Source organism: Mesorhizobium sp. LSHC420B00 (assembly GCF_000503055.1).
Lineage (GTDB): Bacteria > Pseudomonadota > Alphaproteobacteria > Rhizobiales > Rhizobiaceae > Mesorhizobium.
The window spans coordinates 59,701-75,880 of sequence record NZ_AYVY01000019.1 but is presented as its reverse complement, the minus strand read 5'-3'; the positions used below and the strand labels follow the sequence as shown (position 1 = coordinate 75,880).

Sequence of the window (16,180 nt, the reverse complement as noted above, 5' to 3'; positions counted from 1 at the left end):
CATGGCCCTTGCTCACGCCGGTAGCGAGGCAGAACCCATCGAGCAATCCAGCCACTCCACCGTCGAGCAGCACAGCACCAAGGTGCTGATGCTGGGCGCGCTGGGCGTGGTTTACGGCGATATCGGCACCAGCCCAATCTATGCATTTCGGGAAGCGCTGCACGCATCGTCGGGACCGGTAGCGCGCAACGACGTCCTTGGCGTGCTGTCGCTTATCGTCTGGGCGCTGACGATCATCGTCACGATAAAGTACGTCGCTTTCGTTCTCAGAGCCGACAACAAGGGCGAGGGCGGCACGCTGTCGCTGATGTCGCTTGCGCGCAGCGCTTATCCCAATGGAGCCAAGCTCATCCTGGGGATCGGGCTGTGCGGCGCGGCGCTGTTTTTCGGCGACGCCATCATAACGCCGGCCATCTCCGTGCTTTCGGCGGTCGAAGGCCTGGAAGTGGTGACCCCGACGCTGAAAACCTATGTGGTTCCGATCACGCTGGTCATCCTGGCAATGCTTTTTGCCGTGCAACGCTTTGGCACCGGCAGGGTGGCGGCCGTGTTCGGACCGGTGACGGCAGTGTGGTTCCTGGCGATCGGCGCCGCCGGGGTGTACCATCTGCTGGACGACCCGTCGGTCCTGCTGGCGATCAATCCCTATTACGCGGTCGCTTATCTGGCCAATACGCCCACCGGTGCCTTCGTCATGGTCGGGGCGGTGTTCCTGGCGGTCACCGGGGCCGAAGCCCTCTATGTCGACCTCGGTCATTTCGGGCGCAGGCCGATCGTGCTGGCATGGTTTTCCGTGGTGTTCCCTTGTCTGCTCCTCAACTATTTCGGACAAGGCGCGTTCGTTCTGGCCAACGGCGGCAAACCCACCAATCCATTCTTCCAGATGCTGCCTGATTGGGCGCTGATGCCCATGGTTGGGCTGGCCACGGCAGCGACCGTGATCGCCAGTCAGGCGGTGATCTCCGGCGCTTTCTCGCTGACCCGCCAGGCGGTGCAGCTCAATCTGCTTCCGCGCATCGAGGTGCAGCATACGTCCGAAATGCAATCCGGCCAGATCTACATGCCGCGCGTCAATCTGGTGGTTGCGCTGGGCGTGATGTTGCTGGTGGTCGGCTTTGGCGGTTCGAGTTCGCTGGCTTCCGCCTATGGCATTTCGGTGACTGGCGAAATGCTGATGACAACCATCCTGCTGTTTGTCGTGATGCGGTTCCGGTGGAAATGGCAGCTTGCACTGGCGGCGGCGCTCACACTGCTGTTTGGCACGATCGATACCGGATTTTTCCTCGCAAACATCGTCAAGATCCTCGAAGGCGGGTGGGTCTCGATAACAGTCGCTTGCGCCATGGGGCTGATCATGTCCACCTGGATCCGCGGCACCCGCTATTTGTTCGAAAAGACCCGCCGGAACGAGATTCCGCTCGATTTCCTTGCCGGCAATCTGCTGAAGAAGAAGCCGCATCTGGTGTCGGGCACCGCAGTGTTCCTGACCAGCGATCCGCTGAGCNATCTGCTGAAGAAGAAGCCGCATCTGGTGTCGGGCACCGCAGTGTTCCTGACCAGCGATCCGCTGAGCGCGCCGACCGCGCTGATGCACAGCCTCAAGCACTACAAGGTGCTGCACGAGCAGAACGTCATCCTTTCGGTGGTGACGGCACCGCAGCCGGTTGTGCCCGACAGCGAGCGCGTCAAGATGGAGACGGTCAACGAACTGTTCATGCGGGTGACGCTGACCTTCGGCTATATGGAGCAGCCCAACATCCCGCGTGCGCTGGCGATCTGCCGCAAGCAGGGCTGGAAGTTCGACATCATGACGACATCCTTCTTCCTGTCGCGGCGCTCGCTCAAGGCCTCGCCCAATTCCGGCATGCCGGTCTGGCAGGACAAGCTGTTCATCGGGCTGGCGCGCACGGCGGCCGATGCGACGGAATATTTCCAGATCCCGACCGGACGCGTGGTCGAGATCGGGACGCAGGTGGCTATTTAAAAACGTGTCCGTTGCGACATTCCAGGTAGTCTGCCGATGGGACTGAGTCTGCCAAGTCGTGGACGACTCGCAATATCGGGACGGAGCCATTACGTGACGGCACTTGATATTGCAGCGCAGCAAGCGTAGAGCACCGCCCGCTTATCGGAGTGTCGTCCATGGCCCTTGCCAATGCTGGTAACGAGGCAGAACCTGTCGAACAATCGAGCCATTCTGAGGTCGAGCAGCACAGCACCAAGGTGCTGATGCTGGGCGCACTCGGTGTGGTTTACGGCGATATAGGCACCAGCCCGATCTATGCATTCCGAGAGGCGTTGCATGCATCAGCCGGCGGCAACGTCGCCAACCGTGGCGACATCCTGGGCGTACTCTCGCTGATCATCTGGTCGCTGACGATCACCGTCACCATCAAATACATCATGTTCGTGCTTCGTGCCGACAATCGCGGCGAGGGCGGGGTGCTGTCGCTGATGGCGCTGGCGCGCAACAGTTTCCCGACGCGCTCGGCGGTGATCCTCGGCATCGGCATTGTCGGCGCGGCGCTTTTTTTCGGCGACGCAGTCATTACGCCGGCGATCTCGGTACTATCGGCGGTCGAAGGCATGAATGTCGTCACGCCGACATTCCAGCCCTATGTGGTGCCGCTGACGCTGGCCATCCTGGCGATCGTGTTTGCGGTACAGCGGTTCGGCACCGGCGGCGTAGGATTGGTGTTCGGGCCAGTCACGGCGCTGTGGTTCCTGGCCATCGGCCTTTCCGGCATTAACCACATCATCGCCGATCCGGAAATCCTGCTGGCGATCAGCCCGCATTACATCGTGTCGTTCCTGGTCAACTCGCCCGACGTCGCCTTCGTCACTGTTGGTGCGGTCTTCCTCGCCGTCACCGGCGCTGAGGCGCTCTATGCCGATCTCGGCCATTTCGGCCGCAAGCCGATCGTGCTCGCCTGGCTGGCAATTGTGTTCCCTTGTCTGTTGCTCAACTATGTCGGGCAAGGTGCCTTCGTGCTCGCAAATGGCGGTGTTGTCGGCCATCCCTTCTTTGAGATGAACCAGGGCTGGACGCTTATTCCGATGGTCGTGCTGGCGACGGCGGCGACCGTCATCGCCAGCCAGGCGGTGATCTCCGGCGCTTTCTCGCTGACCAGGCAGGCGGTGCAGCTCAACATGCTGCCGCGTTTCGTCATCCAGCACACGTCGGAAAAACAGTCGGGCCAGATCTATCTGCCGCGCATCAACCTGATGCTGGCGCTGGTGGTGATGTTGCTGGTGGTCGGCTTCGGCGAATCCAGCCGCCTGGCCTCGGCCTACGGTATTTCGGTGACCGGCAACATGCTGGTGACGAACATACTGCTTTTTGTTGTAATGACGCGCATCTGGAAATGGCCGCTCGGCGTCGCGGTCGCCTTGATGGCGGTGTTCGCCTTCGTCGATACCGGCTTCTTTGCAGCCAACATAGTCAAGGTGTTTGAAGGGGGCTGGTCCTCGCTTGCCATTGCCGCAGTTATTGTGCTGACCATGTGGACCTGGATCCGCGGCACCCGCTATTTGTTCGAAAAGACCCGCCGGAACGAGATCCCGCTGGATTTCCTCGCCGGCAATCTGCTGAAGAAGAAGCCGCATCTGGTGTCGGGCACCGCAGTGTTCCTGACCAGCGATCCGCTGAGNGCCGGCAATCTGCTGAAGAAGAAGCCGCATCTGGTGTCGGGCACCGCAGTGTTCCTGACCAGCGATCCGCTGAGTGCGCCGACGGCGCTGATGCACAGCCTCAAGCACTACAAGGTGCTGCACGAACAGAACGTCATCCTTTCGGTGGTGACGGCGCCGCAGCCTGTCGTGCCCGACAGCGAGCGCGTCAAGATGGAGACGGTCAACGAGCTGTTCATGCGGGTGACGCTGACCTTCGGCTACATGGAGCAGCCCAATATCCCGCGCGCGCTGGCGATCTGCCGCAAGCAGGGCTGGAAGTTCGACATCATGACGACATCCTTCTTCCTGTCGCGNCGCAGCCGCTGATGCCCGACAGCGAGCGGGTCAAGATGGAGACAGTCAACGAGCTGTTCATGCGGGTGACGCTGACCTTCGGCTATATGGAGCAGCCCAACATCCCGCGTGCGCTGGCGATCTGCCGCAAGCAGGGCTGGAAGTTCGACATCATGACGACATCCTTCTTCCTGTCGCGGCGCTCGCTCAAGGCATCGCCCAATTCCGGCATGCCGGTCTGGCAGGACAAGCTGTTCATCGGGCTGGCGCGCTCGGCGGCCGATGCGACGGAATATTTCCAGATCCCGACCGGACGCGTCGTCGAGATCGGGACGCAGGTGGCTATCTAAACAAACGGCCGTGCCCCTTGAGGGCACGGCCATTGTGAGGCTCAGCTCACCAGAGCCGCCTTGTTTGCTTCAAGAAATTGCTTCAGCGGCTGCGGCTTCCTGCCGGACAGCGTCTCGACCGCGTCGGTCACCATGCTGATGCGACCGGAGCGGGTGTTGGTATCGAAGGAAACGATAACGGGGGCGAAAGCCTCGGGAACGCCGGCTGCCTTCAATCCCTCGGTCAGCGCTTCATCCGAAAGCTGGACAACTTCGATCGGCTTGCCGGTGATCTCGGTGACGAGGGCTGCAATTTCGGCCATCGTGTGGGCCTTGGGGCCGGTCAGCGTGTATGTCGTGCTTTCGGTTGCGCTCGAAGCGAGGCCGGCGGCAATCGCGGCAGCCATATCGTCGCGCGCGCCGTGGGCAATGCGGCCGTCTCCAGCGGACGTGTACCACTGCCCAGAGGCGATGGCGTGCGGCAGCGCCAGGAACAGGTTCTCCTGATACCAGCCGTTGCGGAAGATAGTGGAGGGGATACCGCTCGCCTTGATCGCCTGCTCGGTGCCGTGGTGATCGGGCGCAAACAGCACCGGCGATCCTGGCTCCGGATTGGGCATCGATGTGTAGAGCAGATGCGAAACACCCGCGCTTTTTGCGGCGGCGACTGCGGTCTCATGTTGCTTCAGGCGCTTGCCCGGAATGGCGAGCTCGTTTGTCGAAATGATCAGAACCCTGTCGGCGCCGGTAAATGCACTGGCCAACGATGCGGTGTCGTCGAAGTCGACCGTCCTGATGGTGACGCCTCGGGCTGCCAGATCGGCCAGATTTTCCGGATTGCGGGTAGCGGCGATGATGCGCTGAGGGGAGACCTTGAGCGTGTCAAGCAGATGATTGATGACGCCGCGGCCAAGCTGGCCGGAGGCGCCGGTGACGAGAAGGGTGTCGGTCATGAAAGGTCCTGACGTTGCGCCGGAGCGGCGGGTGCATATGTTAGTCTCAAAAAGAGACCAGCACTAAAATAGGAATTGACCCATCCTCGTAAAGAAGGCAGTTTTGCGGGAGGTAGGCACAGCCAGGGAACCAGCCATGGACGGCAAGATCGTCAATCTGAGATCGAAGCTCGAGATCTACAAAGCAGGCAGCGGTGGCGGAAACCTTGCGGATTGCCCGGTTCGCGACGTGATCCAGGGCATAAGCAACAAATGGAGTTCGCTGCTGATGGAGGCCTTGGCCGAGAAGCCGTACCGCTTTGGCGAGTTGCGGCGCCTCGTGCCCGATATTTCACAGCGCATGCTCACCCAGACGCTGCACGATCTGCAGCGCGACGGCTATGTGCATCGCGAGGTTTTTCCGACCAAACCGCCGAGCGTTGAATACAGCCTCACCGATCTCGGGCGCTCGATGTTTGGACCCTTGCACCAGCTGATCCAATGGGCCGAGCTCAATCACGGCGCTGTACGCGAGGCGCGGAAGGTTTTCGATGCTGCCGAAGGCTGAGTCTCAAGGCCGAGACAGCGGCTTGATTTAGCGACAACGCTGAAGGATTGTCCGGCCTGGGTCGGGTCGGGCAAATGGGCAATTCTCTGGACATCGCGATTGCCGGCGCGGCGATCAGTTACGCGCTCATCGGAACGGACGTATCGATACTGCGCTGGAGGCTTGCGTCCGCGACAGGCTGGTGGCCAGTGGCAAGCATTCCGCCGGAAACGAATATCCTTGCCTCGATGGTTACAGGCACTGTGATCAATCCATTCAAGCCGATCGGGCTTGCGGAAGCCCGGTGGCCGGATCGTTTCGGCGGATGATTTCCGAAAGGTGCGAGCCCTTCGCCTGTAGGAATGTATGGAGGCGTTGCGGATAATCGGGAGCGACCGCGTCCTTCACGGATGGGCGTTTGCGCAACGCCTCGCGCCACACCTGGACATGCGGCTTTCCGTCCAGGATGCCGAAATCGCCGATCCGGTCGAAGACGTCGAAATAGCGGAAAATCGGCCCGTAGACCGCGTCGACCAGTGAAAAGCGCTCACCGGCGAACCACGGCCCAACCGCGCCATTCGCCAGTTCCACTTCCAGGCGATCGAACACCGCCGATAGCGCCTCGCTTTCGGCGAGCAACGCGGCTTCCGTAGGCGCTGAATAGAAGCGGCCGATGGCATTGAGGATTGCCGAGCCAAACTCGATCCAGGCGCGATGTCGGGCACGGGCATAGGGATCGGTGGGATGCAGCGGATTGGGCTGGGTTTCCTCGAGGAATTCGAGGATGACGAGCGATTCGAAGATCACCGTTTCCTGGCCGTCATGCTCAACGCGAAGCAGCGGCACCTTGCCGAGCGGCGATATCGCCTTGAACCAGGCAGGCTTGTTGGCGAGATCGACGGCGATGCGCTCGAACGGCACGCCCTTTTCGCGAAGCGAAATCGCCGCGCGCTGCACATAGGGACAAAGATGGTGGCTGACGAGGATGAGCTTGTCGGTCATCTCACTCTCCCCAGACATAGTTCAAGGCGCCGTTCTCGACGCGGGTGGAGAGGAACATCAGGCGGGAGCCCTTCGGCGCTGGGCCTTCGAGGCGATCACCGTTCGCCATGTCGAACGAGGCGCCGTGCCATTGGCAGACGAGCTTGCCGTCCTTGCAGTCGAGCGGGCCACCGAAATGCAGGCAGACGTTGGCGGCGGCGCGGATACGCTCGCCGCTGCCGTAGACATGGACCTCGCGGCCGAAAAACGGAGCGATCAGGCTGCCTGTTTCCGGAATGTCGGCGATCCTGCAGATTTCATGCTTCATCGGAATTGCCTCTCATGATTGATGCGATTGCATCTATATAGATGCATTTGCATCGATCGTCAAGCTTGATGCAGTTGCATCTATCGCCTACGATGTAATCATGACCGGGATTCCTTCACCTCCAGCAATCAAAGCCTGGGCCCGCCTGATGCGGGTTTCGCGCCAGTTGTTGGAACGAGCCGAGGACGCGCTGAAGGACAGTGGCCTGCCGCCGCTTGCCTGGTACGACGTGCTGCATGAGCTTGCCGAGGCGGGCGAGGGCGGATTGCGGCCGTTCCAACTCACCGAGCGCACCCTGTTTGCGCAATACAACATCTCGCGGCTGCTGGCGCGGCTCGAAGCCGACGGGCAGGTCGAGAAGCTTCCAGTTGCCGATGACGGCCGCGGGCAAACCATCCGCATCACCGGCAAGGGGCGCGAGACGCGCCGCCGCATGTGGGTCGTCTACGGCCGCTCGATATCGGAGTTGGTCGGCTCCCAGCTTTCCAACGATGATCTGGACACGCTGTCGGCTCTGCTTGGGCGCCTGCGAGATCCGCCCGCCCTGGCGTGACACGCCTTCGTGCCGAAGATGGCGCGGATCTGCGAGGTCAGGCACTGCCCCAAAGGAATGCCAATGTCGCCAGAACCCCAAGCCCGACGCGGACCAGATGCAGATTGCCCCATTTGACGATCATTGTCCGAGCCTCAGGATTGACGGTGTTAGCGTCCATTACCTCCAGCAGCCGATTTGCCGGCATCATCACCAGCAGCGTCCATGGCCAAGGCAGGATGATCAGCACGGCGCCGGCCAGATAAGCGAGATTGCCGGTCTGCCACCACGCGACGAGGCCCAGAATACAGGCGATGACGGCGATCGAGGCCTGCATGGCGGCGCCGCGCTTGTAGGAAGGCTGCCATTCCTGCAGCAATGCTTTGTCATCGAGGCGAAGCCGCGCCGGCTGTTCGGCGACGCTGACGTAGATAGCCGCGCCTGCAAACACAGCGGCAACGGTCAAGGCAAGCAATCCGGCGAGCATGATCCGTGTCTCCCGTAATGCCCCGCATGGAGCAAGCTACAGAAATAAGGCTTGCGCCGGGTCGGGCAATACGCCATAAAGCCGAACCGTAACGTACGGTACGCGGTCGAGTTCGTATCTGAACTGCGGGTGAGTTCGCCTCCTGAGGAAAGACTGTGTTGCACGCTGTGACCGACATCGACACCAGCGAGACGCTGACGGAGCGGCAGAAGGCCGTGCTCGACGCCGCCCTTCGCCTGTTGGTCGAAGAGGGCGATCAGTTGACCATGACCGCCGTGGCGCGGCGGGCGAGCTGCTCGAAGGAGACGCTCTACAAATGGTTCGGCGATCGCGACGGGCTGTTGACGGCAACGGTGCAATGGCAGGCGTCCAAGGTGCGGGTAGTGCCGGTCGACCGCAAGGGACTCGATCTTGCCTCGCTGACGGCGAGCCTCGAACGCTTCGCTTCGGACTGGCTCAGGGTAATTTCGAGCGACACCTCGATCGCGCTGAACCGGGTGGCGGTCGGCCATGCTAGTTCGGGGAAGGACGATCTAGGCGCCATCGTGCTGGAGAACGGCCGCTTCGCGCTGGCCAGGCGGCTGAAGCCGGTGCTGGAGGCAGGCAAGGAAGCTGGTTTCCTCGAGTTTTCCGACGCTGAGATGGCTTTCCGCACCTTTTTCGGGCTGGTCGCCCGCGACGTGCAGATCCGCCTGCTGCTCGGCGACCGGCTGGAATTGACTGATGCGGCGATCGGCGGCGATGCCGTCCGGGCGACGCAGCAGTTTCTCGCTCTTTACGGGGCAAAAACCGGGCCGCAGGGCCTCTGAATTCAAAACGGGAAGGAAGAAAAATGCGTGTCTATTACGATCGCGACGCCGATCTCAACCTGATCAAAGGCAAGAAGGTTGCCATCATCGGCTATGGCAGCCAGGGCAGGGCGCATGCGCTCAACCTCAAGGATTCCGGCGTCAAGGATATCGCCATTGGCCTCAAGGCCGGCTCGGCGACCGCGAAGAAGGTCGAGGCCGACGGGCTCAAGGTGATGAGTGTGGCCGATGCCGCCAAATGGGCCGACCTGATGATGATGGCGACGCCCGACGAGCTGCAGGCCGACATCTACAGATCAGAGATCGCGCCGAACATCCGCGACGGCGCGGCGATCGCCTTCGCCCACGGCCTCAACGTGCATTTTGGCCTGATCGAGCCAAAAGCCTCGGTCGACGTCGTCATGATCGCGCCAAAGGGCCCGGGCCACACGGTGCGCGGCGAATACCAGAAGGGCGGCGGCGTGCCGTGCCTGGTCGCGGTCAACCAGGACGCTTCGGGCAATGCGCTCGATTTGGCGCTCTCCTACGCCTGCGGCGTCGGCGGTGGCCGTTCGGGCATCATCGAGACCAATTTCCGCGAGGAGTGCGAGACCGACCTGTTCGGCGAGCAGGTGGTGTTGTGCGGCGGTCTGGTCGAGTTGATCCGCGCCGGTTTCGAGACACTGGTGGAAGCGGGCTATGCGCCGGAAATGGCCTATTTCGAGTGCCTGCACGAGGTCAAGCTAATCGTCGACCTGATCTATGAAGGCGGCATCGCCAACATGAACTATTCGATCTCGAACACCGCCGAATGGGGCGAATACGTCTCGGGTCCGCGCATCATCACCGCCGAGACCAAGGCCGAGATGAAGCGCGTGCTCAAGGACATCCAGACTGGCAAGTTCACCTCGGAATGGATGCAGGAATACCGCGCCGGCATGTCGCGCTTCAAGAGCATCCGCCGCAACAACGACAGCCACCAGATCGAGGAAGTCGGCGCCAAGCTGCGCGCGATGATGCCGTGGATTTCCAAGAACAAGCTGGTCGACAAGGCCAAGAACTGAAGGAAATCCACGTTCGTTTCGTTACGCGTCCTCGGGCTTCGCCCTGCGGGCGCGTGGGAATTTCCAAGAACAAGCTGGTCGACAAGGCCAAGAACTGATCGCAATTTCATTGTCGATCAAGAAAGCCGGCGGAGCGATCCGCCGGCCTTTTTGCGTTGATTTCTCAGCAGGCGCGCTATTCCCGCTGTCGTGGTATGCGTGTGCAGGGCATGGCACAAAATGGCCAAGGGGGTGAGCGTTGGAACTCAAATTTCTGTTGGTCGGGTTTGCCTGCGCGGTTGCCGGCATGCTGTCCCTCGTCACCTTGCTGAAGTGGTGGGAGGTGAGGGCGGTCAGCCGCTGGTCTCCGACGCAGGGAAAGATCATCTCGTCGCGGGTCGAGGCTCGCGAGGTGACCAGTTCGGGATCCGGTTCGGACAGCAGAGGGTCGACCGAGATGCGCAACTTCCCGGCGATCACCTTCGAATACAAGGTGAACGGCAAGAAGTTTCGCAGTTCGCACTACAGCGTGCAGGAGAACCTTGGAAACTTTGCGGTGGCGGAAACCCTTGCGAAATTTCCAAACGGGGCCGGCGTAACCGTCTTCTACAATCCGGCCGATCCAGCCAAGGCCGTGATCGAACGCACCATGCCCGACGGTTCCTTCAAATTCATGGTCCAGCTTTCGGCCGGGTTGGTGGTCGGCGCGCTGGTATTGGTCTTCTCCGTTGGCGGCGTCCTGGAAGCGATCCGGCCGTTTTTGCCCAAGCCGCAGAACCTCGGCGCCGCGGCCCTGCTGCTTTTCATGGGATTGTTTGTCCTGCGCATGGGCTTTGCCCAGAAGTCACTTGCGGAACAGGCGGCCAAATGGCCCATCACGGCAGGACGCATCGACGCCTCGGGCCTGCAGAAATTCGAGACCCGCGACAGGTCCGGAGGCGGCTATCGGCCTTGGCACACAGTTTTCAAATCCCGCATCGTCTACAGCTATAGCGTTGCCGGCCAGCGCTACGCCGCCGATCGCATCGCTTGCGGCGCAAACGTGACGGCGTCGCTGCCGAGCCTCGTCAGCGGTCAATCACAGCGCTACCTCGAGGGCGACAAGGTCGAGGTCTACTACGATCCCGCCAATCCGGCTGCAGCCGTTCTCGAATGCAGGGTGCGTGGGCTTTGGCTACTGTGGATCTGCGCCGCTGGCTTCCTTGGTGGAGCCGCGCTTCTGGTAGGCGTAATCTGAAGCTGCTGTTCTAGATGCTGCATATCCAGCGGAAGAAGGCACCTGTCGTCAGCATCTGACAAGAACTCCGCTGTCGAAGCCAGGCCAGGTCAATCTCACCGTCGTGCCATTGCCAACGATATGGACGAGACGCGAGAACGGCTCTTCGATCGTGGGATCAGAACCGTAGCATTGGCTGGCCCGCGCCACCCAGCCCGTGGATATCTTGCGAAACGTTGCGTGTTCGCAGCCGAAAGCAGGAACCGACAGTGCCTCAGGGTACAATGTGTAAACAGTCTGGCGTTGAACATCCGCGACGGCGCTACAGTTCGATCTGTCCCCGGACCATGTGCCCACATAGGGTTCCGTGGCAAAGGCGCTGCCGCACGAAAATGTTAAGATCGAAATGAGCATCAAGAGATTTCGCATCATCGATTTCTTTCTTTCGACCGGGCCTCGGGTCATGCTAAAGCATCGATGCTTAAACTTCACAATGCTGCTGCTCCAGGGACTCAAATGATCATCCGCAAAGCAGCAGCTATTTTTCTGAGCATGCTGAGCCTGTTGCAAGCAGCGAACGCGACAGAATGTTCGCTCAGCCACGCGACCTATCGCGAGCCGCGTTCGGGAGCGACGATACAGTTCCGGCCCATCGACCGCGAACCGGCCGCGCTGACGACAGAGGTCTTTTCGCTGATCGTGCCCAATACCCCCATTCGTCTGCCATCGGACATCACCTGGACCAATGGCAAGTACTCGTTTCCTGTGGGGACGATTCGGCACACCTGCAACGACGACGATCGTGAGGCGGGTCTCGAGGACGGCACCGGGCTGTGCAGAGTGTGGGATGGGCAGGTCTATGCGTTCAACGCAGGCGGTGCCGAGCAGTTGAGCTCCCTCGATGCCTCGCCGGCACCAACAGGGTTGCTGCTGCCTGACTTTGGCGCGATTTTTACCGAATGGCCCGATTTCGCCAAAGCCAACCCCGATGGTTCAGCCTGGGATGCCTTTACCTTGACGGGTTGCAGCGATGAATAGCAAGAGACTGCCGGCCTGCATCTGCGCCCTGCCGGTCCTTCTGGCCATGGCCATCGGGGCGCGTGCCGACCAAAGCAAGCCGTCGCGTCCGCCTGTCGACAAATGCACCTGGGAACGGCTGGCGGACAGAGATGTCGGGCTGGCTGCCTGGGTACAGCGCTGCGATTTCGGATTCCGCCAGATCCATTTCGAGCTTGGCGGCAATGCTCTTGCCATCAAATACAGCGATGGCGGGCCGGCCGATCCCGTCGTCGAAGTCTTCGATATGCTGCCGGGCGAGGCCGCTGGCGCCGCGTTGCAGCGAATATACTCGCAGAAGACCGAGAAGGCTGTCAGCACACGTTGCGTGCTCATGCCTTACACCGAAGGGGTCACGCCCACGGGCACCCTGCGGTATGTCTTCAGTCCCAATGCCGTTTATCTCAGTGAATTGAAAGCCGTTGCAGACCCTGACGAGGTCGGCGAACCGCCATGCGGCGAATGGGGCGAAGCCCCGGACGGCATTCATTATTTCGAGGTACAATCACCCGAGCTGCGAAAGCTTCTGTTCATTCGCGTTGGCCAGGAGGAGCCGCTGTTTGACGAGCAGACACTGCAAGTCCTGCCACCCGGATAGGGCCGGGAACCTCAACCGTAGTGCCAGCTGGGCTTTGGTTCGGTGCCGGTGAACATCACCCCAATTCGGTCCTCGCGGCGCCAGCGGACCTCCGCCTTGTAGGCAATGCCGTCGGTTGGAACGTAGAGCAGGAACTCATCGGGCACGCGCGCGTCGATCGAGACCTTCAATTCGGCACGGCCGGCATGCATGTTGCGCAGCGTGCATGTGACCTCGGAGTTGGTCATGCCGGTCAGGATCGCCGCACCCTTCAAGACGCGCTGCCGGCGTTTGTCCCTCTGTTCGTCCTCGGCCATCGTACGCAATCCAGCGATCTTTCGCGTCTCGGGCGTTCTGATCGGGAGGATTATTAGACCTGGCTGATAAAAATAGCGTTATCGCTGGTGGAGGCTGGACGATTTTCGCGATTCCTGGCTGAAAGAAAAAGGCGCCGCGAAGCACGGCGCCGAATGATGCTTGTTGTCGGCCTGCTCAGCTATAGGGCGAATAGCATTGCTGGCGCCGGCCGTTGTAGGGCTGGAACGTGTTGTCCCAGGCGCGGTACGACCGGTAGCGATTGTAACACCATTGGACATGCGCGCTGGACAGCCGCTGTGTCCGGTAATAGCGCCGCGGTGGCGGCGCGTCGTAGTAGTTGTAGTTGTTGTACAGGCTGCCAAGGCCGAGCCCCAGGCCCAAGCCAAGAATCGCGGCGCCCGCACCACCATCATCATAGTAGCCGCCACGGTAATGGCGGCGATGATGGCGCCTACGCCAGCTGTCGTCCCAGCCGCCATTGTCCCAGTGTCTCGAAAAATGACGGCCGCGGAAATTGTTGGACCGCCATCTCCAATCATTGTCGCCGTGCCATTGCCGAAAGCCGCGATGGCGCCAACGCCAGATCTGCCTGTCGTTGCCGCCTGCCCAATCTTCACGAATTTGCACGATGTCGGCGGCATTGCCCGCCACCGGCAGCAGGGGTTTGGGCATCGGCCCGGCAAGCGAGGGGGCCGAGAGGCCGGCTATCAGACCGAGGGCCATCAGCCCGGATCTGACGGAAGATAAAAAGAGCGGTTTCATCGCACTCTCCTAAGATTCAGGCCCCACGCCCAGAATACCCAGGGAAGAGCCCATTCATGGAACTTTCCATCTGAACGGAGGATGAACAAAAAAGGTTCCATCAACCATGACGAGCGCGCGGTCAATCGGGGCCGCCTGGGTTCTACGCCCTTGTTTTCGAGCGCGCTTGCGGGCAAAGGTCAAAGCCATGTCGCTGCGCCTTGCCACATTCAACGTCGAAAACCTGATGAACAGGTTTGATTATTCCGGATACCGCAATCAGCTCAACGAAGATCGCACGCTGGCGCTTTTCGACATCCAGAGCGAGGCCGAATACAAGATGCTCGAGCAGGCGCGGGCGATCGCGCAGTCTGACGACACGCGGCAGTTGACGGCACTGGCGATCGCGGCCACCCGCGCCGACATCATCTGCATGCAGGAGGTCGACAATATCGAGGCGCTGAGGGCCTTCGAATATGGCTATCTGTTCAAGATGGTGGGGCAAGGCTACCGGCAGAAATACACCACCGCCGGCAATGATTCGCGCGGCATTGACGTCGCCGTGATGATGCGCAACGAGACCGCGCAGGGCCAGCCGATCGAATTCGTGCGTATGACCAGCTACGCCTATGTCACGTTCGAGCAATTCGGGCTGCACACGGCGGAATTGGCTGCGCTTGGACATCAGGCCAATGAACGCATCTTCCGGCGCGACTGCCTGGAAATCGATCTGACGGTGGCTGGCGCGCCGTTGACACTCTATCTCGTGCATTTCAAGTCGATGGGCTCTCCCCGCAACGGCCTCGACGGCCGTGAAGCAACAATGCCGCTGCGCATCGCCGAGGCGCAAGCGGTGCGGCGGATCATTGAGGAGCGCTTCGGCAAGGACCATGCCGCCGACAAACGCTGGGCAATCTGCGGCGACATGAACGACTACCGGCAGCGCGTGAAGATTACCGGCGATGCCGTCGACGGCTATCGCTTCGAGGTCATCGACGAGACCCGGTCCTGCATCGACGTGCTCACTGCCGGCGGTTTTTGCGAAAACGCGGTCGAGCGGCGGCCGGAAATGGATCGCTGGACTTTCTATCACACGCGCGGACCGGAAGAGCGGCATCTCTGCCAGCTCGACTACATCCTTTTGTCGAGGGCGCTAGCCAGGCAGAACGCCACCGCCGTTCCCGATATCATCCGCAACGGCCAGCCCTGGCGGACCATATTTCCGGCGGGCCAGGAGGTCGAGCGCTTTCCACGCGCCGGGTGGGACCGGCCTAAGGCATCCGACCATTGCCCGGTAGCAATTGCCCTCGACATGGCGTGAGACACGCGTGAGTTTCGACCTGCCGCGCAACGTCATCCTGCCGGTCGATGCCATCGACGTCAGGCTCGATCCCGGCCCACATCCGTTCGAGCGCGATAATGCCGAGGCGATCGCCGCAAACTGGCGGCGTGAGACCGCAGCCAAGCCGGCGCTTTTTGACGGCACCGTGGTGCTGCTTTCCGCTCTCAGCTATCGCGACAATCGCCTCGTCGGCCGCTGCCATGCGGTGCGTTATTCGACCTTCATGCTTTGGCGCAGCAATAGGCAGGTGCCTGGCGCCGAACATGCCTACGCGCACGCCATGCTGGTCGCCGGCGACAACGCGTTGGTGGCGATCCGCATGGCGCCGCATACGGTCAATGCCGGGCGCGTCTACTTCGCCGCCGGTTCGTTCGAGCCAACCGATTTCCACGACGGCCTTGTCGACGTCGACTTCAACATGATCCGCGAGGTGCGGGAAGAGACCGGCCTCGACCTATCAGGCGCGGCACGCGGCAGGCACCATTACGCCCTGTCGACGGCAAGCGGCACGGTGATCTTTCGCCGCTACCGCGAGACGGCCTCCGCCGACGACCTGGCACAGCGGATCAGCGCTTTCGTCGCCGCCGAGTCAGAGCCTGAAATCGAAGGCCCCGTCATCATCCGCAATGCCGCCGATCTGCCGGACGGGCTGATGCCGCATATGAGACCGCTGATCGAATGGCACTTTGCGAGCGAGCAAGGCTTCCGACTCTAACGTCGTAGCCTGCCTTCAATAGCCTTGCGGTCGTTGCGGGCGGCGACAAAATACAACAGCACGCCGAGACCCAGGAGCGCCCCCATCGCCGTTCCCATCGTCTGCCCAATTACCTGCTGGAAGTCAGCGGTGACGCGATCGGGATTCTCCATCCCATAAAGGATCAAATTCCACCAAAGCCCTGCCAAGGCGGCTTCGACGATCACAATCGCCAGAGCCAGTCGCGCTTTCTTGCTCATCCATTGTTCCCCCTTAGTCCCCAACAGCATTGTTATCATTGCC

Annotated in this window: 18 protein-coding genes and 1 pseudogene; 12 read left to right on the top strand and 7 right to left on the bottom strand. The window is 61.2% G+C overall.

What is annotated here, in order from left to right; genetic code table 11:
• Position 1 precedes the first annotated feature (1 nt).
• The 3 genes and pseudogenes from X760_RS62515 (at position 2) to X760_RS0138770 (ending at position 4,316) form a co-directional block, all read left to right on the top strand.
• Positions 2-1,984, top strand: coding sequence for a potassium transporter Kup (locus X760_RS62515; RefSeq protein ID WP_023720788.1), 1,983 nt, complete (start codon positions 2-4; stop codon positions 1,982-1,984).
• A gap of 158 nt (positions 1,985-2,142) precedes the next feature.
• Positions 2,143-3,993, top strand: a pseudogene (locus X760_RS0138775) (potassium transporter Kup); the annotation flags it as partial.
• Positions 3,994-3,998: 5 nt separating this feature from the next.
• Positions 3,999-4,316 (top strand): hypothetical protein, encoded by a 318-nt coding sequence (locus tag X760_RS0138770; protein ID WP_031194503.1) that lies wholly within the window; start codon positions 3,999-4,001, stop codon positions 4,314-4,316.
• 41 nt (positions 4,317-4,357) lie between these two features.
• Here X760_RS0138770 and X760_RS62510 read toward each other — a convergent pair whose 3' ends face one another.
• Positions 4,358-5,248 carry an SDR family oxidoreductase gene (locus tag X760_RS62510; RefSeq protein ID WP_023720787.1) on the bottom strand — a complete coding sequence of 297 codons (891 nt, stop codon included), beginning with the start codon at positions 5,246-5,248 and terminating at the stop codon, positions 4,358-4,360.
• A gap of 136 nt (positions 5,249-5,384) precedes the next feature.
• Between X760_RS62510 and X760_RS62505 the strand changes: the two genes are divergently transcribed.
• Positions 5,385-5,795 carry a helix-turn-helix domain-containing protein gene (locus tag X760_RS62505; RefSeq protein ID WP_023720786.1) on the top strand — a complete coding sequence of 137 codons (411 nt, stop codon included), beginning with the start codon at positions 5,385-5,387 and terminating at the stop codon, positions 5,793-5,795.
• A gap of 255 nt (positions 5,796-6,050) precedes the next feature.
• Here X760_RS62505 and X760_RS62500 read toward each other — a convergent pair whose 3' ends face one another.
• Positions 6,051-6,776, bottom strand: a complete 726-nt coding sequence (locus tag X760_RS62500; RefSeq protein ID WP_036245317.1) for a glutathione S-transferase family protein — start codon at positions 6,774-6,776, stop codon at positions 6,051-6,053.
• Between the two features lies 1 nt (position 6,777).
• Positions 6,778-7,083 (bottom strand): Rieske (2Fe-2S) protein, encoded by a 306-nt coding sequence (locus X760_RS62495; RefSeq protein WP_023720784.1) that lies wholly within the window; start codon positions 7,081-7,083, stop codon positions 6,778-6,780.
• A 100-nt stretch (positions 7,084-7,183) separates the two neighbouring features.
• Here X760_RS62495 and X760_RS62490 point away from each other — a divergent pair, with 100 nt between their 5' ends.
• Complete coding sequence (locus tag X760_RS62490; RefSeq protein WP_023720783.1) at positions 7,184-7,636, top strand: MarR family winged helix-turn-helix transcriptional regulator; 453 nt, start codon at positions 7,184-7,186, stop codon at positions 7,634-7,636.
• A 37-nt stretch (positions 7,637-7,673) separates the two neighbouring features.
• On the opposite strand, the gene X760_RS62485 is transcribed toward X760_RS62490, so the two are convergent.
• Positions 7,674-8,102 carry a DUF1772 domain-containing protein gene (locus X760_RS62485; RefSeq protein WP_023720782.1) on the bottom strand — a complete coding sequence of 143 codons (429 nt, stop codon included), beginning with the start codon at positions 8,100-8,102 and terminating at the stop codon, positions 7,674-7,676.
• 155 nt (positions 8,103-8,257) lie between these two features.
• On the opposite strand from X760_RS62485, the gene X760_RS62480 reads away from it, so the two are divergent.
• The 5 genes from X760_RS62480 to X760_RS62460 all read left to right on the top strand — a co-directional run bounded on the left by X760_RS62480 (position 8,258) and on the right by X760_RS62460 (position 12,803).
• On the top strand, positions 8,258-8,911 hold the full coding sequence (locus X760_RS62480) for a TetR/AcrR family transcriptional regulator (RefSeq protein ID WP_023720781.1): 654 nt from the start codon (positions 8,258-8,260) through the stop codon (positions 8,909-8,911).
• A 23-nt stretch (positions 8,912-8,934) separates the two neighbouring features.
• Positions 8,935-9,954: a ketol-acid reductoisomerase gene (gene ilvC / locus X760_RS62475; RefSeq protein WP_023720780.1), complete on the top strand. Its 1,020-nt coding sequence runs from the start codon at positions 8,935-8,937 to the stop codon at positions 9,952-9,954.
• 238 nt (positions 9,955-10,192) lie between these two features.
• Positions 10,193-11,170, top strand: coding sequence for a DUF3592 domain-containing protein (locus X760_RS62470; protein WP_023720779.1), 978 nt, complete (start codon positions 10,193-10,195; stop codon positions 11,168-11,170).
• Between the two features lie 495 nt (positions 11,171-11,665).
• Positions 11,666-12,187, top strand: coding sequence for a hypothetical protein (locus X760_RS62465; protein WP_023720777.1), 522 nt, complete (start codon positions 11,666-11,668; stop codon positions 12,185-12,187).
• On the top strand, positions 12,180-12,803 hold the full coding sequence (locus X760_RS62460; RefSeq protein ID WP_023720776.1) for a hypothetical protein: 624 nt from the start codon (positions 12,180-12,182) through the stop codon (positions 12,801-12,803). Before X760_RS62465 ends, X760_RS62460 begins: the two co-directional genes overlap by 8 nt.
• 11 nt (positions 12,804-12,814) lie before the next feature.
• Here the strand turns inward: X760_RS62460 and X760_RS62455 are convergent, their stop codons facing one another.
• Both X760_RS62455 and X760_RS62450 read right to left on the bottom strand, forming a co-directional pair.
• Positions 12,815-13,099 (bottom strand): hypothetical protein, encoded by a 285-nt coding sequence (locus tag X760_RS62455; RefSeq protein WP_023720775.1) that lies wholly within the window; start codon positions 13,097-13,099, stop codon positions 12,815-12,817.
• Between the two features lie 175 nt (positions 13,100-13,274).
• Complete coding sequence (locus X760_RS62450) at positions 13,275-13,862, bottom strand: BA14K family protein (protein ID WP_023720774.1); 588 nt, start codon at positions 13,860-13,862, stop codon at positions 13,275-13,277.
• Between the two features lie 187 nt (positions 13,863-14,049).
• Here X760_RS62450 and X760_RS62445 point away from each other — a divergent pair, with 187 nt between their 5' ends.
• Both X760_RS62445 and X760_RS62440 read left to right on the top strand, forming a co-directional pair.
• A complete protein-coding gene (locus tag X760_RS62445) occupies positions 14,050-15,162 on the top strand; it encodes an endonuclease/exonuclease/phosphatase family protein (RefSeq protein WP_023720773.1) in 1,113 nt (370 codons plus the stop codon).
• 7 nt (positions 15,163-15,169) lie between these two features.
• The gene (locus X760_RS62440) at positions 15,170-15,898 is read left to right on the top strand and encodes a hypothetical protein (RefSeq protein ID WP_023720772.1); all 729 of its coding nucleotides are present in this window, start codon (positions 15,170-15,172) and stop codon (positions 15,896-15,898) included.
• Here X760_RS62440 and X760_RS62435 read toward each other — a convergent pair.
• Positions 15,895-16,137, bottom strand: coding sequence for a hypothetical protein (locus tag X760_RS62435; RefSeq protein WP_023720771.1), 243 nt, complete (start codon positions 16,135-16,137; stop codon positions 15,895-15,897). The two genes, X760_RS62440 and X760_RS62435, sit on opposite strands and share 4 nt — an antisense overlap.
• Positions 16,138-16,180: the final 43 nt, after the last annotated feature.